The sequence below is a fragment of the Terrabacter sp. P2_E3 genome, from assembly GCF_056403915.1.
The window spans coordinates 182,565-204,624 of sequence record NZ_JBFUEN010000004.1 but is presented as its reverse complement, the minus strand read 5'-3'; the positions used below and the strand labels follow the sequence as shown (position 1 = coordinate 204,624).

18 protein-coding genes are annotated in these 22,060 nt (G+C 71.4%); 6 read left to right on the top strand and 12 right to left on the bottom strand.

From position 1 onward, the window contains the following. Window positions 1-3 precede the first annotated feature (3 nt). Together AC1DW8_RS06995 and AC1DW8_RS06990 are read left to right on the top strand one after the other, a co-directional pair. Window positions 4-435 carry a GtrA family protein gene (locus AC1DW8_RS06995; protein WP_156415626.1) on the top strand — a complete coding sequence of 144 codons (432 nt, stop codon included), beginning with the start codon at window positions 4-6 and terminating at the stop codon, window positions 433-435. Then, complete coding sequence (locus tag AC1DW8_RS06990) at window positions 432-1,940, top strand: DUF6056 family protein (RefSeq protein ID WP_478092832.1); 1,509 nt, start codon at window positions 432-434, stop codon at window positions 1,938-1,940. Before AC1DW8_RS06995 ends, AC1DW8_RS06990 begins: the two co-directional genes overlap by 4 nt. A gap of 61 nt (window positions 1,941-2,001) precedes the next feature. On the opposite strand, the gene AC1DW8_RS06985 is transcribed toward AC1DW8_RS06990, so the two are convergent. After that, complete coding sequence (locus tag AC1DW8_RS06985; protein WP_478092830.1) at window positions 2,002-4,122, bottom strand: acyltransferase family protein; 2,121 nt, start codon at window positions 4,120-4,122, stop codon at window positions 2,002-2,004. Window positions 4,123-4,315: 193 nt separating this feature from the next. Between AC1DW8_RS06985 and AC1DW8_RS06980 the strand changes: the two genes are divergently transcribed. Beyond that, window positions 4,316-5,875, top strand: a complete 1,560-nt coding sequence (locus tag AC1DW8_RS06980) for a glycosyltransferase family 2 protein (RefSeq protein WP_478092826.1) — start codon at window positions 4,316-4,318, stop codon at window positions 5,873-5,875. Between the two features lie 12 nt (window positions 5,876-5,887). Here AC1DW8_RS06980 and AC1DW8_RS06975 read toward each other — a convergent pair whose 3' ends face one another. The 5 genes from AC1DW8_RS06975 to AC1DW8_RS06955 form a co-directional block, all read right to left on the bottom strand. After that, a complete protein-coding gene (locus AC1DW8_RS06975; protein ID WP_478092824.1) occupies window positions 5,888-8,509 on the bottom strand; it encodes a bifunctional glycosyltransferase/CDP-glycerol:glycerophosphate glycerophosphotransferase in 2,622 nt (873 codons plus the stop codon). 192 nt (window positions 8,510-8,701) lie between these two features. Continuing rightward, window positions 8,702-9,823 carry a GuaB3 family IMP dehydrogenase-related protein gene (locus tag AC1DW8_RS06970; RefSeq protein WP_020144860.1) on the bottom strand — a complete coding sequence of 374 codons (1,122 nt, stop codon included), beginning with the start codon at window positions 9,821-9,823 and terminating at the stop codon, window positions 8,702-8,704. A 106-nt stretch (window positions 9,824-9,929) separates the two neighbouring features. Beyond that, complete coding sequence (gene guaB / locus AC1DW8_RS06965; RefSeq protein ID WP_478092822.1) at window positions 9,930-11,447, bottom strand: IMP dehydrogenase; 1,518 nt, start codon at window positions 11,445-11,447, stop codon at window positions 9,930-9,932. 42 nt (window positions 11,448-11,489) lie between these two features. Further along, window positions 11,490-12,593: a hypothetical protein gene (locus tag AC1DW8_RS06960; protein WP_478092821.1), complete on the bottom strand. Its 1,104-nt coding sequence runs from the start codon at window positions 12,591-12,593 to the stop codon at window positions 11,490-11,492. Window positions 12,594-12,607: 14 nt separating this feature from the next. Beyond that, window positions 12,608-13,174 carry a sigma-70 family RNA polymerase sigma factor gene (locus AC1DW8_RS06955; protein ID WP_056778230.1) on the bottom strand — a complete coding sequence of 189 codons (567 nt, stop codon included), beginning with the start codon at window positions 13,172-13,174 and terminating at the stop codon, window positions 12,608-12,610. 412 nt (window positions 13,175-13,586) lie between these two features. Between AC1DW8_RS06955 and AC1DW8_RS06950 the strand changes: the two genes are divergently transcribed. Next, window positions 13,587-13,874, top strand: a complete 288-nt coding sequence (locus AC1DW8_RS06950) for a WhiB family transcriptional regulator (protein ID WP_020144864.1) — start codon at window positions 13,587-13,589, stop codon at window positions 13,872-13,874. 195 nt (window positions 13,875-14,069) lie between these two features. Here the strand turns inward: AC1DW8_RS06950 and groL are convergent, their stop codons facing one another. Together groL and groES are read right to left on the bottom strand one after the other, a co-directional pair. Continuing rightward, a complete protein-coding gene (gene groL / locus AC1DW8_RS06945) occupies window positions 14,070-15,686 on the bottom strand; it encodes a chaperonin GroEL (RefSeq protein WP_056778228.1) in 1,617 nt (538 codons plus the stop codon). A 134-nt stretch (window positions 15,687-15,820) separates the two neighbouring features. Then, window positions 15,821-16,117 carry a co-chaperone GroES gene (gene groES / locus AC1DW8_RS06940; protein WP_020144866.1) on the bottom strand — a complete coding sequence of 99 codons (297 nt, stop codon included), beginning with the start codon at window positions 16,115-16,117 and terminating at the stop codon, window positions 15,821-15,823. Between the two features lie 238 nt (window positions 16,118-16,355). On the opposite strand from groES, the gene AC1DW8_RS06935 reads away from it, so the two are divergent. Further along, complete coding sequence (locus AC1DW8_RS06935) at window positions 16,356-17,597, top strand: class I SAM-dependent methyltransferase (RefSeq protein WP_478092818.1); 1,242 nt, start codon at window positions 16,356-16,358, stop codon at window positions 17,595-17,597. A gap of 183 nt (window positions 17,598-17,780) precedes the next feature. Here the strand turns inward: AC1DW8_RS06935 and AC1DW8_RS06930 are convergent, their stop codons facing one another. The 4 genes from AC1DW8_RS06930 to AC1DW8_RS06915 all read right to left on the bottom strand — a co-directional run bounded on the left by AC1DW8_RS06930 (window position 17,781) and on the right by AC1DW8_RS06915 (window position 20,904). Further along, window positions 17,781-18,269, bottom strand: a complete 489-nt coding sequence (locus tag AC1DW8_RS06930) for an SRPBCC domain-containing protein (protein ID WP_056826773.1) — start codon at window positions 18,267-18,269, stop codon at window positions 17,781-17,783. Then, window positions 18,266-18,601 (bottom strand): metalloregulator ArsR/SmtB family transcription factor, encoded by a 336-nt coding sequence (locus tag AC1DW8_RS06925; protein ID WP_235508724.1) that lies wholly within the window; start codon window positions 18,599-18,601, stop codon window positions 18,266-18,268. Before AC1DW8_RS06925 ends, AC1DW8_RS06930 begins: the two co-directional genes overlap by 4 nt. Before the next feature lie 135 nt (window positions 18,602-18,736). Beyond that, complete coding sequence (locus tag AC1DW8_RS06920) at window positions 18,737-19,567, bottom strand: PfkB family carbohydrate kinase (RefSeq protein WP_478092813.1); 831 nt, start codon at window positions 19,565-19,567, stop codon at window positions 18,737-18,739. After that, window positions 19,567-20,904, bottom strand: a complete 1,338-nt coding sequence (locus AC1DW8_RS06915) for a nucleoside hydrolase (protein ID WP_478092811.1) — start codon at window positions 20,902-20,904, stop codon at window positions 19,567-19,569. The genes AC1DW8_RS06920 and AC1DW8_RS06915 overlap by 1 nt, the downstream gene beginning before the upstream one ends. On the opposite strand from AC1DW8_RS06915, the gene AC1DW8_RS06910 reads away from it, so the two are divergent. Then, window positions 20,903-21,928 carry a glycoside hydrolase family 3 N-terminal domain-containing protein gene (locus tag AC1DW8_RS06910; RefSeq protein WP_478092809.1) on the top strand — a complete coding sequence of 342 codons (1,026 nt, stop codon included), beginning with the start codon at window positions 20,903-20,905 and terminating at the stop codon, window positions 21,926-21,928. The two genes, AC1DW8_RS06915 and AC1DW8_RS06910, sit on opposite strands and share 2 nt — an antisense overlap. Window positions 21,929-22,060: the final 132 nt, after the last annotated feature.

Genomic DNA, 22,060 nt, shown 5'->3' with positions numbered 1-22,060 from the left:
GCGATGATCGACGAGCACTTCCGTCCCCTGATGCGGTTCGCCCTGGTCGGAGTGCTCAACACGGGGGTCTACTACGGCATCTACCTGCTCATCGTCCAGGTCGCCCCGTACCTCGTCGCCCACGTCGTGGGCTGGTTCGTCTCCATCAGTTTCTCCTTCCTCATGAACTGTCGATTCACCTACCACGTCAGGCCGACGTGGAAGAGATACCTGCTCTTCCCACTCTCCAACCTCCCGAACATCCTCTTCACCTCGGTGGGGGTCGTGGGGCTCGTCGAGCTGCTTCACGTCAACGTGCGGCTCGCACCTCTGATCGCAGGGATCTGCGCCATCCCGTTCTCGTACCTGCTAGGAAGCCATCTCATGCGTGACCGCGACCCGTTCAGTGACGTCGACGCGTCGGCGGACGGCGCCGTGGTCGGAACGACCAGGTGAACCCGATCGTGTGGCGCGGGCCGGCGGAGCGGCTGCCGCGGGGGCTCGAGGTCGTGGTCCTGGCCGTCATCGTCGTGACCTTCGGCGTGCTCGCCGACCTGTTCCCCTACAGCGGGGACGACTGGGCCTGGGGCTCGCAGATCGGCGTCGACCGGCTGTCGACCTTCTTCGCCGACTACAACGGCCGCTACGCCGGCAACCTCGCCGTCCTCGTCCTCACGAGGTCGAGTGCCGCGGTGGCGGTCGCGATGGCCCTGGCGGTGGCAGCGGCCGCCTTCCTCGTCCTGCACCTCGCTCGTTTCCGGACGCTCACCGGATACGTGCTCGTCTATGCGCTCCTGCTCGCGACCCCTGTCGACGTCTGGCGCCAGGGCATCGTCTGGACCTCGGGTTTCAGCAACTACATGCTCGCGACGCTTTCAATGCTGGGCGTCATGGTGGCCGTCCGGTCTGCGCTGACGCGGACCTCCGACCGCCCCAGTCACCCCGTCCTGCGGGGTGTCGCTCTTTTCCTGCTTGCCTTCGTCGGCCAGCTCTTCATCGAGCACGTGACGATCCTCGTCGTCGCCGTCACGGGCGGGTGCGTCCTCTGGTCGCTCGTCACGCGTCGAGGCGTCGGGGCGTCCCTGTGGTGCCTCTTCGGGGGCGCGGTGCTCGGGGCCGCCGCCATGTTCTCGAACGGCGCGTATCGTCGCGCCTTCTCAGGCGGGGATGGCTACCAGAGGATCGGGTCGCAGGGCGGGAGCCGAACGGAGCAGATGCTCATCTCGCTCGACACGATCATCGGGACATACGGCGTCGCTCTCAACACCGCACTCAACGTCGTCCTGTTGGGTCTGCTGGGCCTGGTGGCGGCACGCCGGGCGACTCACGCGAGCGGGGCCGCCGCCCGACTCTTCTTCGGCGCCATCGGCGTGGTCGCCCTCGTGGCCGCTGTCCTCGTCGTGTGGTGGGTGCCACACGACGCCTCCGCTCTTACGTCGGGAGGAATCGCCAGCCTGGTGCTCGTGCTCGTGACGATGGCGTGTGCCGTGGTCACGGTGGAGGACCACGAGGACCGGCGGCTCCTGCTGTTCGTCACCATTGGCTTCGTCCTCCTCATCGCGCCGCTCCTGGTGGTGAAGCCGCTCGGGCCCAGGTGCTTCGTTCCCTCGTACGTCCTTCTCCTCGTGGCGGTCGCTGTGCTCGCACGCGTCGGCCTGCGACGCCTGGGCCGCGTCCCCGCTCGAACCTCGGCCTACATCCTCGTTGCCGCTGCGGCAGTCATCGGGGTCACGGCCTTCGTCGTTCGCTACGAGATCTACCACCGCATCGACGAAGCCTCGGCGGCGCGACAGGCGACCGCTCGGACGGCCGTGGCGGATGGCGCGTCGAGCGTCGTGCTCCGGCACCTACCGTACGGCGGGCGGTGGGTCCATGCCCCCGACCCCGACTTCGAGCCGTGGGAGACCCGCTACAAGCTCTTCTACGACCTGCCGGCGTCCCTGGCGATCACCGTCAAGTAGTCGCCACGGCGTGCACACCGTGTACGTCGGGCCGGCCGCCGCTCAGGCGTTCCTCCTGGGGTCAGGGGCGCAATGCCTTGGTCACCGCTGAGGCCACCTCGGGGTAGAGCGTCATGGAGTACTGCGTCGTCATGTGCCCGTGATCGAAGTACGTGATCAAACCCCCGACGACCGCGGGACACCTGCCGGTCTGGCACAGCAGGTTGGTGGCATCCAGGGTGCTCACCGCTCCTGCGGGAAACCCGCCCTGGAGTGCTGCTGAGGTCAAAGGGTCGGGTTCGAGGCCCTTGTCCACGTCGATTCCGCACCGCGTGAGGTCGTCCGCGTAGCGGGCCACGCAGTCCGGCACATTTCCTCCCGCGTCGGGGGTGTCGCGAATGACGAGCACCCGCAGGCCTTGGCGAACGAAGCCCTCGAGCACACGTCGGTAGGCCTGCTGCGCCACCGCCGTCTTGCGGTTCGCGGGCACACCGACCAGCGGTTGGAGCGTACGGTCCGACATGACCACGAGGTCGTAGCCCCCCGAGTTGATGCGCTGGCGAGTCCAGTCGTTCCAAGCTTGGCAGTTCGCCCCGATCTCGGGCGGGTTGAAGGAGATGGGCACGTCTACCGAGTAGCACTCGGAGGTGAGGTAGGTGTCGATCCGCCATCCGCGTTCGCGGGCCAGGGTGTGCAGCGGGGGAAACCAGGCACCCGCGTGCGAGTTGCCGTACAGGGCGATCCGCACGGGGGTCGAGCGTGGGCCGTAGCCGCACACCTTTCGTCGGGTGAACGGGCGTTCGTTCCAGCAGCCGTCGGAGTAGACCTCGGGTTTGTCCTTGGCAGCTGCGACCGGCGTGGTCAGCAATGGCATGTCGCGGGTGGCGCAGGCAGCGGTGCGGAAGAAGTCTGCACCCACGCACCGCGCCGAAGGGTCCACGACGACGGTCGCGGCAGAGTCAATGACCCGCTGGCCGTGCCACAGGGCGAGGCCCGCGAGGCCGGCCGAGAGCGCGAGGCAGGCCCCGAGCAGCACGAAGGAGCGCCTGACGCTCTGAGTCAGCTTCGGCGCGAAGCGGAACGGCTCCTCGACCCAGCGTTTCGACAGGCCCGACAGGCAGAGCACACCGGCGATCAGGACGCACTTTTGCCACGCCCGCATGTCGTCCTCGTCGAGCACGAAAGGCGCGATCACGATGGCGGGCCAGTGCCACAGGTAGACCGAGTACGAGACGTCGCCGAGCCACTGGACGTGACGCCCGGACCAGAGCCGCCGTGGACCGGTTCGGAGGTCGTCGGACCTTGCCGCGATGACCGCCGCAGCCCCCAACGTGGGCACCAGTGCCGCGACGCCCGGAAAGGAGGTCTCGACGGTGAACGCCATGGCGGACCACAGAATGGCGGCGAGGCCTCCCCAGACGAGCACGGAGCGGACGACGGCGCCCCGCGCGCGAAGGCCGGCGTGGACCGCCGCAGCGACCGCCGCCCCGACCCCGAGCTCCCACACCCGGGTCGTGGTGACGAAGTAGGCCTGACCCGCGTCCTCTCGGGTGAACCAGGCGGAGAAGGCAAGGGACGCCAGGCTGACGACGCCGATGACCAGCAGCGGTGGGAAGCGGAGCGAGAGCCCGCGGCGACGGCACACGAGCAGGGCCAGGGCGATGAGCACTGGCCAGACGATGTAGAACTGCTCCTCCACCGACAGCGACCAGTAGTGCTGGGTCGGCGACTGCAGCTGGTCGGTCGCGAGATAGTCGGTCGAGGTCAGTGCGAGCAACCAGTTCTCGACGTAGAACGCCGAGGCGAGGACCTCCTTCGCCACCCGCTCATGGACCGTCTGGGGAAGCCAGACGATGCTCGCCGCGAGCGTCGTCACGAGCACGAGGGTGGCCGCTGGGATGAGCCGTCGGATGCGACGAGACCAGAAGGAGAAGAGATCTTTGGCGCTACGGATCGGACGTTCGAGGAGGTGGAGCGTGATGAGGAAGCCGGAGATCACGAGGAAGACGTCGACCCCGACGTAGCCTCCGGTGAGCCGCTGCGGCCAGGAGTGGTAGACCACGACGAGCGCGACTGCGACGGCGCGCAGCGCCTGGATGTCCCTGCGCGGTTGGGCGACCTGAGCGGGGATCTCTCGGGGGCTGGTGACGACGTCCTTGTCGTCGCCGACGATCGCCGCACTCGGTCTGTCGGGCAGTGCCAATGGATCCACTCCGGATTGCTGGTACTCCTGTGCGGGCTGTGCCCCTGCCCACCGCGAAATGACCCAGACAAACTAACGCACGAACCTGCCGGAGACCGATTCGTCGGGCTCGTGGGGCACCCGCGAGCACAGGGTCCACTCAGAGACGGGCCCATAGGATGGGCCGACCCTCCTCGACCGGAAGAGAACCTGCGTGCCCTCCGCCGCTCCCCTGCTGACCGTCATCTGCAACGTCCACAACGACGCCGCACGGCTCCCGCGGGCCGTCGGGTCGGCGCTCGCCGCGTGCGAGGGACCCGACGTCGAGGTCCTCGTCGTCGACGACGGCTCGACGGACGACACCGGCGACGTCGCCGACCGGCTGGCCGCCGACGACGATCGCGTACGCGTCGTGCACCGTGGCGTCAACGACGGCGCCCCGGGGGCGCCGCGCAACCTCGGCCTCGACGAGGCCCGCGGGGACTGGGTGGCCTTCGTCGACAGCGACGACACGTACGTCGCGGGCTCGCTGCGCCGGCTCCTCGAGGCCGCGCTCGCCCGGGACGCCGACGTCGCGGCCGGCGCCGTGGCCCGCTACAACGAGCGGACCGACCGTGTCACGCCGCTTCCGGCGACCGGCTACACCACGGGGCCGGTCGACCCGCTGTCGCCCGGCTCACCCCTGTGGCAGGACACCATCGCCGTCGCGAAGGTCATGCGGCGGGCCCTGCTCGACGAGCACGCGATCCGCTTCCCGGAGGGCATCCTCTACGAGGACCAGCCCTTCACCGTGGCGCTCTGGTCGACGGCGCGACGGATCGCGACCCTCGACGAGGTCGTCTACCACTGGTACGTCAACAACGTCGCGGGTGAGGAGTCGATCACCGCGCGACGCCACGAGATCGCCAACTTCCACGACCGCCTCGCCGCCAACCGGGCCATCGACGTCCAGCTCGCCGGGCGGCCGGACCTCGCGTCGGCCAAGCTCGACAAGTTCGTCCGCCACGACCTGTCGCTCTACGGCAAGGACCTCGACGCCCGGGACGCCGACTACCGGTCGGCCTTCCTCGCCGCGGTGCGGGACTACCTCACCGAGCTGCCCGCCGAGCTGCGTGAGGGTCTCGACCAGCCCTACCGCCTCGTCATCCGCGAGCTCGTCGACGGCAGCACCGAGAGCGCCGTGGCCGCCTGCCTCTTCGCCTACCGCCGCTTGCACGTCGACCGCCCGCTCGCGCTGCGTGCGGACCGGTGGTGGTGGCCGTACCGACCCGCGGGCGAGGCGTCTGCCGACCACGACCTGACGGCGCTCGTCGCGACAGAGCACGCCCGGCGACGCCGCATCTGGACGGCGACCTGTCGCGAGGTGCGGATCGAGCAGGGCGCCCTGCACCTCTCCGGCACGGTCGTCGACGGCGACGACGGCATCGGTGCGCGCGCGCGTCTCGCAGTCTCGATCGTCGATCGTGACACCAGCGCACGCCTGTCCTCGGCCGTCGGACGGCTGCGCCCTGACGGCGCCTTCGACGCGGCCCTCGAGCTGCCGTCACGCGGCGCGGCCGCAGCTCCCGCCAAGGCCTGGGACGTCAGGGTCGACGTCGTGGGGGCGCTGCGCAGCCGGCTCCCGGTGCGGACCCGCAAGCCGCACCCCGTCGAGGTGCCCACGACCGTCGCGCTGCCGTCGCTCGACGGCATCGAGGCCTACCGCACGCGCAACGGCAACCTGTCGCTCCGGCCGTCCGGCGACGGTGCGGGCCCGGCCGGTGACGCCGGCTGAGCCCGCCCGCCGTCAGCGGCTCACGGCCGCGGCCTGGTCCTTCTTCGACCGGCCGGGCTCACCCTGCCGGGTCTGGTCGAGCTCCTCGATGGCCGCGGTGACGCGGGCACAGCACTGGCCGTCACGCATCGGGAACGTCGCGTCGATGCGGCTCTGGAAGTCCGGGCGGGCGGCATACCCGTTGTCGGCGATGTCGACGACGGCCGCGACAGCGGCCTCGACGTCCTCGACGACCGGCCCGAAACCGTCACGGGGGTACTGGAAGTAGCCGGCCCGGCCGACGTGCCCGCCGGCCATGACCCGCTGCGCGTCGAACTGGAAGTAGACGACGGGGCGGTCCATGTAGGCGGCGTTGAACGCCATCGACGAGTAGTCGGTGACGAGCACGGCGGATCGCGCGAAGTACTCCTGCACGTCGGCGCCGTCGAAGGACAGGCGCAGGACCGAGTCGGGCAGGTCCATCTTGGCCAGGACCGGCTGGATGTTCGGGTGCGGCAGGAACGCCACGGTGCGCCCGGTGCGGGCGGCGAGCTCGGTCAGCTCGGGGCTGCGCAGGAAGGCCGTCCACGCCTTGGCGTACTCGGTCTCGAAGAAGTGCGAGTCGATGACGCGACGCTGGCTGCCCGGCTTGAGGGGCGGAACGAGCCAGTTGCGCCAGGTCGGTGCGACGAGGATGAGGTCGCACGCGTCGCCCTGGATCCGCTGCGCCTTGGCGTGCAGGCGGTCGAAGCGTGGCAACCCGGTGAGGGCCACCTCCTTGGCCGTGAAGACGTAGGGCGAGCCGTCACCCGCGATCGACTCGTACTCCCCCGGCGTCGACGTGACGAAGATGTCCATCTGCTTCGGGTTGAGCCAGCGGGACAGGTCGTCCTTGATGACGCCGTGCTGGAGGAAGGTGAACTTCCAGCGCGGGTCGATGTGCTTGAGGATGGCCGGCGGCTTCTGCACGGGCGCGTCGATGTGCGAGGAGATGAGGTGCCCGGCGTTGATCATGAGCAGCTTCCACCGCAGCGTGCCGTGGGCGACGAGGCGCGAGCCGTAGCCCTCGGCCTTGAGCCGCTTCCAGTCCGGGGTGTCCTTCTCGAGGACGAACCACGCGTTGACGTCCTCACGGTTGTCGCGCAGCCAACGGAAGAGGATCTCACCCGAGTCGTTGGCGTCGTGGATGCGGTCCATGAGCACCCAGGCGCCCTCGAACTGCTTGCGCACCTGGGCGCGGGAGGCGAGCACGCGCACCGGGTCGACCTTGAGCCGGTCGAGAGCCTCGCGGCGCCGCCGACCCGGACGACGGAAGCGGTTGGCGATCGCCCGGGCGCCCAGGGCACGCGTGCGGACGCCCTTCCAGGCCCCGAGCAGCTCGACCCGCGAGCCGTCGAGACGCAGCTCGAGGGTGCCTCGGGCGTCGACCCAGAGGACGCGCTCCCACATGAGCGTGTCACCGAAGAACTCGATGGCGCGCGTCTTGGCGTAGCGCGGGGTCTTGAGCTCACCGCGCGAGTAGACCGCCTCCTCGGGCGGTTCGCCGATGTAGCGGTAGAGCACGCGCACCATGCGCTTGGTGCGGTCGTACTTGTCCGTCACGGCATACGAGGTGTGCCAGTCCCGGCCGCGGAGGCCGTGCAGCAGGATGTCGCGCCAGTGCGGCTGGAACTTGCGGATCGTGAAGGAGTCGACGACGTCCGGCGCGAGCAGCTCGGCGATCTCGCCGAGGGTCTCGCGGAACGTCGCCGCGAGGTCACCACTGATGGCGGACGCCGAGTTGGCCATGGCGTCCTCGGACGAGAAGTACCAGGACAGCTCGTAGAGGATGACGTGCTGGACCCACATCGGGACGGCGCCGTGGCGGCGACGCGCCTCGCGGAGCAGCTCGAGGTAGCCGTCGCGGGGGACGGTCGAGTAGCGGCCCGTCGCGGAGATGCCGGTCTGCAACGTCGAGCTCTGGTCGGCACGCTTGCGGTAGTAGTAGCACGCCGACCCGACGAAGCCGGTCTGGCGGCTGGGCGCCGCGAGCAGGTAGCGCACGGCGAAGTCGCCGTCCTCGAAGTTCGGGCGCAGCCCGGCGTTGAAGCGCAGGTCGCCGATGACCTCGCGGCGCATCAGCGAGGTGGTCGAGCTACCCGGGATGTAGGAGGTCGCGACGTCGAGGTCGACGAGGCGGTCCTCGGCGTACATCTTCCAGCGCGGGTGCTTGCCGAGCTCGCCCGTGCCCTCGTTGCGCAGCACGACGTTGGCCGAGAGGAACTGGACCTCGGGGTTCGCGGCGGCGAAGGCGGCCATCGAGGCGAAGAACACCGCGTTGACGGTGTCGTCGGGGTCGATGAAGGTGATCCACTCACCGGTGGCCCGCTCGAGGCCGGCATTGCGGGCTGCGGCCTGCCCGGCGTTCTCCTGGTGCAGCACGACGACCTCGCAGCGGGCGCGGGTGGCCCACTCCTCGAGGACGGCCCGCGAGTCGTCGGTCGAGCCGTCGTCGACGAGGACGAGTTGGAGTCGCGCGAGGTCGAAGGTCTGCGCCTCGATCGAGGCGATGTACTCCTCGAGGTAGCGCGAGACGTTGTAGACGGCCGAGACCACCGAGAAGAGTGGCCTGCCCGGACTCGGCAGGGTCACGTGCTCGGGAGTCGCCTCGGTCATGTCTGGTGCCTTTCCCGCACGGGGCAGCCGCGTGGCTCCCGTGCTCCGGTGGATCTGGTCTCGCGGTGGGAGTCCCCTGACGCCATCCCGGCCGCGCCACCCCGCTCGGGGCGATTGCCGCACAAATACTATCTGTCCCGAACGCGGGCCGTTCGGGACGCCGTGGCCGCCCCCGAGGGGACGGCTGGGCGCTCAGTTGCCGAGATAGGGCGAGACGACGACCTCGACGCGCTGGAACTCCTTGACGTCGGAGTAGCCGGTCGTGGCCATGGCCCGCTTCAGGGCTCCGATGACGTTGGTGGCGCCGTCGGCCTGTCGGCCCGGGCCGAAGAGGATCTCCTCGAGGGAGGCCTGGGTGCCGAGCGCGATGCGCTCGCCGCGCGGCAGCTGCTGGTGGTGGGCCTCCGGGCCCCAGTGGTAGCCGCCGCCGGGGGCGTCGGTGGCTCGGGCGAGGGCCGCCCCGAGCATGACCGCGTCGGCGCCGCAGGCGACGGCCTTGACGATGTCGCCGGACGTGCCGACGCCGCCGTCGGCGATGACGTGGACGTAGCGGCCACCCGACTCGTCGAGGTAGTCGCGGCGCGCGGCTGCGACGTCGGCGACGGCCGAGGCCATCGGGGCGTGGATGCCGAGGGCCGTGCGAGTCGTGTGCGCCGCGCCACCGCCGAAGCCGACGAGGACACCGGCCGCGCCCGTGCGCATGAGGTGCAGGGCCGCCGTGTAGGACGCGGCGCCGCCGACGATGACGGGCACGTCGAGCTCGTAGATGAAGCGCTTGAGGTTGAGCGGCTCCGCGCGACCCGAGACGTGCTCGGCCGACACCGTCGTGCCACGGATGACGAAGAGGTCGACGCCGGCATCGACGACGGTCTTCCAGTGCTGCTGCGTGCGCTGCGGCGACAGGGCGCCCGCGACCGTGACCCCCGCCTCGCGCAGCTGGCGCAGCCGCTCGGTGATGAGCTCGGGCTTGATCGGCTCGGCGTAGATCTGCTGCATGCGGGCCGTGGCGGCCTCCGGCTCGATCTCGGCGATCTCACGCAGCTGCGCGGTCGGGTCCTCGTAGCGGGTCCACAGGCCCTCGAGGTCGAGCACCGGAAGGGCACCGAGCTTGCCGAGCACCGTCGCGCTCTCGGGCGAGACGACGGAGTCCATCGGCGCCGCCATGACCGGGATGTCGAAGTGGTAGGCGTCGATCTGCCACGACACCGAGACCTCCTCGGGGTCGCGCGTGCGCCGCGAGGGCACGACGGCGATGTCGTCGAAGGAGTAGGCGCGCCGTCCGCGCTTGCCTCGGCCAATCTCGATCTCGGTCACCGGCCGATCCTACCGACCCGGCCACGAGCGGACGTATGCCGTCCGGCGGGCTCCGCGGGACGGCATACGTCATCGGGTGGTGCGCCGGGGGGCCCGGAGCGCGGTGTCAGCCGATCGAGTAGTTGGGCGCCTCGACGATGCCCTGGATGTCGTGCGGGTGGCTCTCCTTGAGCGAGGCCGACGTGATGCGCACGAACTGGCCCTTGTCCTGCAGCTCGGAGATCGTGCGCGCGCCGACGTAGAACATCGACTGGCGCAGGCCACCGAGCATCTGGTGGGCGACGGCCGCGAGCGGACCACGGTAGGCCACGCGGCCCTCGATGCCCTCGGGCACGATCTTGTCGTCGGAGTCGACCTCGGCCTGGAAGTAGCGGTCCTTGGAGTAGGACTTCTTGCCCCGGCTGCTCATCGCGCCGAGCGAGCCCATGCCACGGTAGGCCTTGAACTGCTTGCCGTTGACGAAGATCAGCTCTCCGGGGCTCTCCTCGCAGCCGGCGAGGAGCGAGCCGACCATGACCGAGTCGGCCCCGGCGACGATGGCCTTGGCGATGTCGCCGGAGTACTGGAGGCCGCCGTCGGCGATGACCGGCACGCCGGCCGGCTTGCACGCCTGGGCGGCGGCGTGGACCGCGGTGACCTGCGGGGCACCCACCCCGGTGACGATGCGCGTCGTGCAGATCGAGCCCGGACCCACGCCGACCTTGACGGCGTCGGCGCCGGCGTCGACGAACGCCTGCGCACCCTCGCGGGTGGCGACGTTGCCGCCGATGACCTGGACGTGGCGGGTCGCGGGGTCGCTCTTGAGGCGCGCGACCATCTCGATGAGCAGGCGCACGTGGCCGTGGGCGGTGTCGGCGACGAGCACGTCCACGCCGGCCTCGATGAGCGTGGTGGCGCGCTCCCACGCGTCGCCGAAGTAGCCGATGGCCGCACCGACCATGAGGCGGCCGTCGGCGTCGTTGCTCGCGTCGGGGAACTGCTCGCCCTTGACGAAGTCCTTGACCGTGATGAGCCCGGCGAGGTGGCCCTCGGAGTCGACGATCGGCAGGCGCTCGCGCTTGTGCTGGCGCAGCAGGGCCGTCGCCTCGTCGCGGCCGATGCCCACCGGGCCGGTGATGAGCGGCATCGGGGTCATGACGTCGCTCACGAGCGTCGTGGCCCACTCGGCGACGGGCGTGAAGCGCAGGTCGCGGTTGGTCACCATGCCGATGAGCTTCTTGTCGTCGCCGATGACCGGCAGACCCGAGACGCGGTACTCGCCGCAGATCGTGTCGAGCTCCTCGAGGGTGCGGTCGGGACCGATGGTGATCGGGTTGGAGATCATCCCGGTCTGGGTCCGCTTGACGAGGTCGACCTGGTAGGCCTGGTCCTGGATCGAGAGGTTGCGGTGCAGGACGCCGAGACCGCCCTGGCGGGCCATCGCGATGGCCATCCGGGCCTCGGTGACGGTGTCCATCGCCGCCGAGATGAGGGGCGACCGGATCGACAGCTCGCGCGTCAGGCGCGTCGTCGTGTCGATGTCGTTGGGGGCGAGGTCGCTGTAGCCCGGCAGGAGCAGGACGTCGTCGTACGTCAGCCCCATCGAGGCGAAAGCAGCGGGCACGTCAGACGATCCGAGGCTCATTGCCCGATTCTACGGGCTGCCGAGGGCGCGACCGAACGTGCCTCAGAGGGTGGGCACGACGGGCAGCGTGAGGGCGCTGACGACGCCCGCTGTCGTCGAGGCGGCGCCGTCGAGCGTGCCCGACAGGGTGTCGGTGAGACCGTCGGTGCCGCTGGTGCCGCTGGTGCCGCTGGTGCCGCTGGTGCCGCCGGTGCCGCCGGTGCCGCTGGTGCCGCTGGTGCCGCTGGTGCCGCTGGTGCCGCTGGTGCCGTCGCTCGTGCTGCCGGACGTGCCGGACGATCCCGATCCGCTCGAGCCGCCGGTGGTTCCGGTCGGGCGCGGACGGACGGGGCCGGTCGGGCGCGTCTTGGACGCCGGGGCGGTGGGGGTGCTCGTGGCGAGCGTGGCCTGCGGGACGACCTCGGACGTGCCCGTCGGGGTGGGAGTCGGCGTGGCCGTCGGCGTCACGGTGGCCTTCTTCCCGCCCTTGGTGCCGACGGCTGGCTTCTTGCCGTTGTTCGTCGCCTGCGGCGTGCCGGTCTGGCCACCGCCGGCCGCGGTGCCGCCCTGCGGGTTGCCGACCTGACCGCTTCCGACCTGACCGCTTCCCGTCTGGCCGTTGCCGGTCTGGCCCTTCTGCCCGCCGTTCAGGCCGTTCGCGACCGGACGCCCGCCCTCCGCACCGGCGCCGGCGCCGGGCATGCCGTTGGTCCCCGCAGCAGCCGCGCGGCCCTGGGCGGCGACCACCGCGGCGGGCAGCAGCACGATCGTGCCGTCCTCGGCGCGCGCGAGGACGAGTCCCCTGGCCTCGGTGGTGCCCGAGGTCTGCGGGAGGCCGAGGCGCGCCAGCAGCGCGCTGGGGCTGTCGCTCCGGGCGCTCTCGTCCATCTTCTTGACGATGCGGGCGCGGTCGGCCTGGCTCGGACCGTTGGTCGGGAGCGTGACGGCGGCCGCGACCCCGGCACCGGACGCTGCGACCGCGAGGGCCGCGAAGGCCCCGAGGTAGCGGTGCTTGTTGGCGACCCGTCGGCGCCCGGTGCGCGAGGGCAGCGGGGTGTCGGCGTGGGCCGCGAGGGCACCGAGCAACGCGGCGACCGGCTCGGACCCGGCGTCCACGCGGCCGGCGAGGCGGTCGAGCAGCAGGTCGTCGGCGATGAGGTCGCTCATGGGAGACAGGTCGTTCACGCGACGTCACCCGCTCCGGCCTCGGCGATCATCGCGCGGAGCCTCGTCAGAGCCCGGTGCTGGGCGACACGGATCGCGCCGGCAGACATGCCGAGCGCGGCCGCGGTCTCGTCGGTACTCATGCCGACGGCGACGCGCAGCGTGAGGATCTCGCGCTGCTGGCCGGGCAGCTGCTGCATGAGGGCCATCGCCGTCGCGGCGTCGTCGCGCATGACGGCGACGTACTCGGGCGACGGACCGTCGTCAGGTCCGTCGGGGACGTCGGCCACGGGTGAGGGTCCGCGCATCGCGGCACGCTGGGCGTCGGCGAGCTTGCGGGAGGTGATGGTGTAGACGAACGCCTCGAACGGCAGCCCGCGCTCCTGGTAGGTCGGCAGGGCGGTCACGACGGCCATGCACACCTCCTGAGCGACGTCCTGGGCTGTGTCCTCGGCGCCGAAGCGGCCGAGGCGGACGCGGGAGTACCGCAGGGCCATGTCCCTGACGCGCGCCAGCAGCACGTCGCGCGCGTTGTCGTCACGCGCGGCGAGAGCCGCGAGCTCACGAAGCGATGGAGCGTCCATCCGCTCCATCGCACCAACGCCGCCGGGTGTTACGCCGGTGTGCGTGGACCAACCAAGACCCATGTGAGTCCTCGTCCCCCCGAACTGTTGTCTGTGCAGGCGACGCCTTCGTCTGCGCCGCCGTCTTCGTCTGCGCCGCCGTCTTCGTCTGCGCCGCCGTCGGTGCTCGCCCAGAGCGGGGCCATGGTAGTGCGAACGGACCCCTCGGGACGAGTTCGGATGGTCGGATCCGACTCCTTGGACGAGCATGCCATCCAGATGGCAATTCTTGAACAAGTCCTTAAGATTCCGCTCTTTATCCGTGATCGCGTGCCCGGTTAGCGTCGATTCCGCGGTCCCGCGACCCCACCACACGCACCGAGCGGGCCGGTACGACACGGCGGGCACCCCCGCCCGACCGAGAGACGAGTTCATGGCCGAGATCACCCGCCTGCCCGGACCGGTAGCCGACCTCTGGGACTGGCAGCTGGACGGGGCCTGCCGAGGCGTCAGCCCCGAGGTCTTCTTCCACCCCGAGGGCGAGCGCGGCCCACGCCGTCGCAACCGGGACGCCCAGGCCAAGGCCGTGTGCGCCGCCTGTCCCGTCGTGGCCCAGTGCCGCTCGCACGCCCTCGAGGTCCGCGAGCCGTACGGCGTCTGGGGCGGGCTGACCGAGGCCGAGCGCGAGGTCCTCTACGACGGCATCCAGGAGGCCTCCTGACCGTCTGACGGTCGCCGGCACACGCCGCCGACGACCGACACAGCCGCTCGACCGGACCGCGAGACACGACGGGGTCGCGGAGGTCGAGACGCAGCGAGGGCCGCTCCCCGTCGGGGAGCGGCCCTCGCTGTCGTGCCGGGGCGTGGGACCAGGGCCCGTCAAGGACCCCGGTCGTATGCCGTGTCGCGCGGTCGGTCAGTGACCGTGACCGTGGCCGTGACCGCCGGCCGCCGGCTCCTCGTCCTCGGGCTTGTCGACGACGAGCGTGTCGGTCGTGAGGATCATCGACGCGATGGACTCGGCGTTGCGCAGCGCGGAACGGGTGACCTTGACCGGGTCGATGACGCCGGCGGCGATGAGGTCGCCGTACTCGCCCGTCGCCGCGTTGAGGCCCTGGCCGATGGGCAGCTCGGCCACCTTGGAGGTGACGACGTAGCCCTGGAGGCCGGCGTTCTCGGCGATCCAGCGCAGCGGCTCGGCGACGGCCTTGCGCACGATGGACGCGCCGGTGGCCTCGTCGCCGGTCAGCTCGAGGGCGTCGATGGCGGACGCGGCGTGGATGAGGGCGGTGCCGCCACCGGCGACGATGCCCTCCTCGATGGCCGCGCGGGTCGCCGAGATGGCGTCCTCGATGCGGTGCTTCTTCTCCTTGAGCTCGACCTCGGTGTGCGCGCCGACCTTGATGACGCAGACGCCACCGGCGAGCTTGGCGAGGCGCTCCTGGAGCTTCTCGCGGTCCCAGTCGGAGTCGGTGCGCTCGATCTCGGCCTTGATCTGGTGGACGCGGCCGGAGACCTCGCCCTCCTCGCCGTTGCCGTCGATGATCGTCGTGTTGTCCTTGGTGAGGACGACGCGACGGGCCTGGCCGAGGACGGTCAGGTCGGCCTGGTCGAGGCTGAGCCCGACCTCGGGCGCGATGACCTGGCCACCGGTCAGGATGGCGATGTCCTGGAGCATGGCCTTGCGGCGGTCGCCGAAGCCGGGGGCCTTGACTGCGGCGACGTTGAACGTGCCGCGGATCTTGTTGACGACGAGCGTCGAGAGGGCCTCGCCGTCGACGTCCTCGGCGATGATGAGCAGCGGCTTGCCGGACTGCACGACCTTCTCGAGGACCGGGAGCACCTCGGCGACCGAGGAGATCTTGCCCTGGTTGATGAGCACGTAGGCGTCCTCGAGGACGGTCTCCATGCGCTCGGTGTCGGTGACGAAGTACGCCGAGAGGTAGCCCTTGTCGAACTGCATGCCCTCGGTGAACTCGAGCTCGGTCGCCGTCGTCGAGGACTCCTCGACGGTGATGACGCCGTCCTTGCCGACCTTGTCGAACGCCTCGCCGATGAGACCACCGAGGGTGGCGTCCTGGGCGGAGAGCGTCGCCACGGAGGCGATCTCGTCCTTGCCGTCGACCTCGCGGGCGTTCTCGAGAAGGCGGTCGTTGACCGCGGTGACGGCCTTGTCCATGCCGCGCTTGAGGGCGGCCGGGGCGGCGCCGGCGGCGACGTTGCGCAGGCCCTCCTTGACCATGGCCTGGGCGAGGACGGTCGCGGTCGTCGTGCCGTCACCGGCGACGTCGTTGGTCTTGGTCGCGACCTCCTTGGCGAGCTGGGCGCCGAGGTTCTCGTAGGGGTCCTCGAGCTCGATCTCGCGGGCGATGGTCACGCCGTCGTTCGTGATCGTGGGGGCGCCCCACTTCTTGTCGATGACGACGTTGCGGCCCTTCGGGCCGAGCGTCACCTTGACGGCGTTGGCGAGCGCGTCAACGCCGCGCTCGAGCGACTTGCGGGCGGAGTCGTCGAACTCCAGCTGCTTGGCCATGGTGTTCCTTTGGCTCGGGTTGCTTTGTGGTTCTTGGGAATCCGGGCATCTGCGAGCATGCCCGGTCAAACGAGACGCACCCCGGGGAGACCCCAGCGGGGCTCACCGGGGTGCGGTCACGGCATACGGCTGGGTCAGCCGACGATGGCGAGGACGTCGCGGGCCGAGAGGATCAGGAACTCCTCGCCGCCGTACTTGACCTCGGTGCCGCCGTACTTGCTGTAGATGACCTTGTCGCCGACCTTGACGTCGAGCGGGACGCGCTCGGTGCCGGTGTCGTTGAAGCGGCCGGGGCCGACAGCGAGGACCTCGCCCTCCTGGGGCTTCTCCTTGGCCGTGTCCGGGATGACGAGGCCGGACGCAGTGGTCTGCTCGGCCTCGAGGGACTTGACGACGATGCGGTCTTCGAGCGGCTTGATGGAAACCGACACGGTGGTGACCTTCCCTTCGGGACAGTCGGAAAACTGACTACGGACTGTGGGCTCTTCGAGGCTGGCCGCCGTCGCGGGGGTCGACCTCCCTCGATGAGGGTGCTGGCACTTTCAGGTCGAGAGTGCCAACAGGATGAAATCTAGGTTTGTCATTAGCACTCGGTCAAGTCGAGTGCCAGATTCGTCGGCGCGCCGCGGCCCGGACGGGCGCACCCACCGGCGCTGGCAGGATGAGGCCATGGATGCCGCCATGGTCGATCGCCTCTCCGCAGGTGAGGGCTGGGCCCTGCTCCAGTCGCTGCCTCCCTACGACGAGGACGGCTCGCTGCACCTGCAGGGCCGACTGCGCGAGGCGGGCTTCGCGGCCGACCTCGTCGCGGCCGCCATGACCCAGTCGCGGCTGCGCTCGCGCGGCACCGAGAAGTTCGGCGACTTCGCCGCCGGCATGCTCTTCACCTCCGACGGGCTCGAGCAGTCGACGCGCCTCGCCATCGCCGCGCGACACGCCCACCGGTATGCCGCTGCCGGGGTCCGCGACGTCTACGACCTCGGGTGCGGGCTGGGCGCCGACGCCATGGCGTTCGCCGGTCTCGACCTCACCGTCAACGCCGTCGACGCCGACGACACGACCGCCCGCATCGCCGCGGTCAACCTGCGCCACTGGCCGTCAGCCCGGGTGACGCACGGGCTCGCCGAGGACGTACACCTCCCGCAGGGCGAGGGGCGACGGCACCTCGGGCTGTGGCTCGACCCGGCCCGCCGCGTCACCGGCGTGGCCGACATCAGCGGGCGCACGAAGCGCGTCTTCTCGCTCGACGCGATCTCGCCGTCGTGGTCACAGGTGCTCGACTTCGCGGAGCAGGTGCCGGCGACGGGGGCCAAGCTCTCCCCCGCGTTCCCGCACGGCTCGGTCCCGTCGGGGGCGGAGGCGCAGTGGACGTCGTGGCACGGCGAGGTGCTCGAGTGCGCAGTCTGGTGGGGACCGCTCGTCTCGACCGCCGGACGGACCGCCGCCGTGTGCACCGAGACCTCGACGTCCGTCGTCACGGATCAGGACGCGGTCGACGGCGGCCAGAGACCCGGCCTCGGGTCGGTGACCGACATCGGCGAGTGGCTCTACGAGCCGGACCGGGCCGTCATCCGGGCCGGGCTCACGGGGGCGCTCGTGGCGGCCGTCGACGGCGCCGAGCTCGCGACGGGCGTCGGTTACGTCTCGAGCGGCGTCGCGCGCGAGCTGCCGTGGGCGCGGCGCTTCCGGGTCGTCGAGGCGATGCCCCTGTCGACGAAGCGGCTCGCCCGCTGGCTGCGCGACCACGGCCACGACCGGGTGACCATCAAGAAGCGTGGCGTGACTCTCGACGCCGACCTGCTGCGCCGGCAGCTGAAGATGACCGGCCGCGGCAAGGGCGGCTCCGAGGCGACGCTCGTCCTGACACGCGTCGGCGGCGGCCAGGTCGCCCTCGTCGTCACCCCCGCCTGACCGGCAGCCCCGGCTGACCGGCGCCCCCGGCTGCCAAAGCGACCGCCGCCGCTCGCGGCGTGCAGCGTCGGCGGGCGCCCGTCTCCGACGTGGCGTTCCAGCGTCAGCGGCCCGCCGCCGATGCCGCTCCCGGCAACAGACGCCTCGGCGCTCCTCGACCGAGCGCGACGGCCGCCACGGGCTTCAGGCGATGGCGGCGTAGAGCGCGTGCAGGGCGCTCCACGTGGCGTCCCAGTCCGCCATCGCAGCATCAGCGACGTCCGACTCCAGGCGACGCACGTAGGTGTCCCAGCCCGCGGCATACCCCGCTGCCTGGGCGCCGGTGAGCCGCTCGTGCCGCAGGTGCAGGCGGGCGCCCTCCCCGTCGGCGATGACCTCGGCGGTGACGACCGACCGCACGTCGCCGAGCGGCCACTCCCAGACGAGCCGGCTCGGCGCCTCGCACACCACCACGCGGCACACCGGGGTGTCGGCGTCGTCGAAGTGGATGGTGAAGTCGCCACCGGGTCGCAGCTCCCCCTGGACGGGGGCGAACCACCGCGCGAGGCGGTCGGGCTCGGTGCACGCCCGCCAGAGGTCGTCGGGCGACGTCGCGTAGTGCCGGTCGAAGACGACCGCCACCTCCTCGCCGTCGCGCTCGATCCGGCCCAGCACCTGCGTCAGCTCGCTCATCGGTGTCCCTGTCCCTGTCGTCGGGCCCGCGCGCCGCGGGCGATCTCGGTGTCGAGGGCGTCGAGGCGCCGCCCCCAGAACGAGCGGACCTCGCGGCACCACTGCTCGACCTCGTCGAGGGCGCCCGGCGCGAGCCGGTAGACGCGCCGTTGCCCGACGGCCTCGGCCTCGACGACACCGGCCTCCCGCAGCACGCGCAGGTGCCTCGAGATGCCCGGCCGCGCGGCGTCGAAGAGCGCCGCGACCTCGCCGGCCGTCAGCTCCTCACGGGCGAGGTGCTCGACGATGGTCCGCCGGGTCGGGTCGGTCAACGCGTCCCAGGTCCCACTCACGACCAAAGGGTAACCCTTGCGTTACGTAACGCACAAGGTACGCCTGTTCGCAACACATCGAGTAGGTCACGACCCACCGGGATCGGATCCTGGTGGGTCGTGACCTGCTCGGTGTGTTGCGGGGTGGGGTGGGGGTCAGAGTGCGGCGTCCGGCTGGGCCCCGACCCAGCGCACGGCGGCCGCGCCGGCCGCGTTGGCCGCCTCGAGGGCGCCCTGACGGTCCGCTCCCCCGGCGAGCGCCGCTGCGAGCGCCCCGCAGAACGCGTCCCCGGCACCGACCGTGTCACCGAGGTCGCGCTTCGCCACGGGTATGCCGTCCACGCCGTCCATCCCCCAGCGCGCGCCCGCTGCCCCGAAGGTCACGAGCAGCGACTCCGGCACGAGGTCGGAGTCGGCGAGGTCGCGCATCTCCGACTCGTTGACGACGACCGGGTCGGCGAGCGCGATGACGTCGGGCGGCAGGGTGGCATACGGCGCGAGGTTGAGGACGACCCGGGCTCCCGCGGCGTGGGCCGCGCGGGCGGCGTCGGCCACCGTCGCGAGGTCGACCTCGAGCGAGCAGAGCAGCACGTCGCCGGGTCCGAGCCCTCCGGCCTGCTCGACGAGCGCCCGGTCACGCTCACCGTTGGCGCCGGCCACGACGATGATCGAGTTCTCGCCCTGCTCGTCGACGGTGATGAAGGCCGTGCCGGTCGGGGCGCTTCCGCTCGTCGACACCGCTGCGGTGTCGATGCCGAGACCGGTGAGGCGGTCGAGGTAGGCCCGGCCGGGTCCGTCGTCGCCGACCCGGGCGAGCATCGAGACGGCCGCCCCGGCCCGAGCGGCAGCCGCGGCCTGGTTGCCACCCTTACCACCGGCATACGTGCCCCCGGCCTCACCGAGGAGGGTCTCGCCGGGCACCGGGTGCCGCTCGACGAGGATGACGACGTCGACGTTGAGCGAGCCGAGGACCGCGACGCGGCCCATCAGCGCTCGCCCACCCGGCCGAGCAGGGTGTCGGCCCAGAGCCGCGCGTAGCGGGGACCGTCGACCTCGAGAGCCACGTCGACCCGCACCGGCGCCTCGCCGTGCGGGTCGTGGGCCATGTCGCCGCTCCAGTCACGCCTGTCGACGATGGTGCGTCCCCGTGACCACGTGCCGGCGAGCTCGACGCGCAGGGGCAGCGGCTCGGTCCGGATCCCGGCCCGGTCGATGACGACGCAGACGGCGCCGGCGTCACCGATGGTCGACGCGGGCCGGTCGAAGCGGGCGTTCTGGAAGCGGATCAGGCTGCCCGCGAGCTCGGCGGGGCCCCGGCCACCCACAGAGACGAGCTCGTCGGCCAGCTCGGCCGACACGACGGGCTCGTAGAAGACGTCGAGGCCGTACATCGTCACCGGGATGCCGAGGTCGGCCGCGGCGTCGAGTGCGATCGCCGCCGCCTCGGGGTCGTGGAAGACGTTGAACTCGGCCGACGCCGTCGCGTTGCCGACGTTGGCGGCGCCGCCCATGAAGACGATCTCGGAGATGCCCGACACGACGTCCGGGTAGGTCCGGAGCAGCAGGGCGATGTTCGTCAGCGGCGCGAGGGGCACGAGCGTGACCGGGCGCTCCTGCTCCGCGGCCTCACGGCAGACGTCGCGCAGCAGCTCGACGGCGTGGCGCGGGTCGGCCTTCATGGCGGCGGGCGGCCAGCCCAGGTCACCCATGCCGTCGTCCCCGTGCACGTGGCGGGCGTCGACGGGCGCCTCCAGCAGGGGCCGCTCGGCACCCCGGCCCACCGGGACGTCAGTGCGTCCCGCGGTCTCGAGGACGAGCAGCGTGTTGCGCACGACGTCGTCGACGGGGGCGTTGCCGCCGACGCACGACACGGCGCGCAGGTCGAGGGCCGGGTGCAGGGCCGTGAGGAGCAGGGCGCACGCGTCGTCGACTCCGGTGTCGACGTCGAGCACGATGGGGGTGGGTTCGGTCGTCACAGCGGCAACGTACCGGTCGGTGGCCGCCGCTGCCCCGCTGGGGACGACCGGCGTCCGAGGATAGGCTCGAACGATGCGCCCGAGCCACAGCCGACGCCGCCCGTCCATCGCCCGGTGGGCGGTCCTCGCGGCTGCCGTGACGTCCGTCGTGACCGCCTGCTCCTCCGCCCCGCCGGCCGCCGGGCCCACCGCGACGGGGACCACGACCGTCCCCTCGACCTCGGCATCGAGCGCGCCCACGACGGTCCCGCCGACGAGCGCCACCCCGTCGACGACGACCACTCCCGCCCCCACGACCACCACACCGTCGACGCCCGCCTCGTGCGCCCCGGCGATCGTCGCCGGCATGGACGACGACGAACGCGCGGGGCAGCTGCTCATGGTCGGCCTCGACAACGGGGCGAGCCGCACGAGCCTCGACGCCCTCGTGGCCCGGCGCCACCTCGGCGGGGTCATCCTGCTCGGCGGCTGGGACGGCGGCACCGAACGCGTCCGCGCGACGACCCGACACCTCGCGGCGCTCGCCTCGAAGGAGGACACCGCGGGCCTCGGTCTGCTCGTCGCCGCCGACCAGGAGGGCGGGGCCGTGCAGCAGCTGCGTGGCGACGGCTTCAGCCGCATGCCGTCCGCCCGCGTCCAGGACCAGGGCTCGGCCAGCGCCCTCACCGCCGACGCCACCCGATGGGCCGACCAGCTGCGGACCGCGGGCATCAACGTCAACCTCGCGCCGGTCGCCGACACGGTGCCGACGTCGATCGGGCGCGACAACGGGCCGATCGGCCAGTACGACCGTCAGTTCTCGAGCGACCCCGAGCGCAACGCACGCATGGTCGGTGCCTTCATCGCCGGCATGCGCGCGGGTGGCATCGCCTCGACCGTCAAGCACTTCCCCGGCCTCGGCCGCATCACCGGCAACACCGACGTCACGGCACGCGGCATCACCGACCGCACGACGACCGTCGACGACCCCTTCCTCGAGCCGTTCCGCACCGGCATCCAGGATGGCGTCGAGCTCGTCATGGTCGGCTCGGCCATCTACAGCCGCATCGACCCGGGCACCAATGCCGTCTTCTCGAGGCCGATCGTCACCGACCTGCTCCGCGACCGGCTCTCCTACGACGGGGTCGTCATCACCGACGACGTCGGCGCCGCAAAGGCCGTTGCCGACGTGCCCGTCGGCGCGCGCGCCACCCGCTTCATCGAGGCCGGTGGTGACATCACCCTGACTGCCCGCCCGGCCACGGTGCCCGCCATGCACGACGCCATCACGAAGAAGATGAACGCGAGCCCCGTCTTCGCCAAGCAGGTCCAGACCGCCGCGACGAGGGTCGTCGACCTCAAGCTCAGGATGGGTCTGGCCCGCTGCCCGTAGGCCCAGACAGCAACACCCAGACCGCGGCCCCGACCCAGTCCCCACTCCTACCGAACCCCACCCTCCCAGGCGTGAGCCGACGACCAAGGGTGGGTGCAGATCCGCTGCAGCCCGGTCACACCCAGCCAGGAC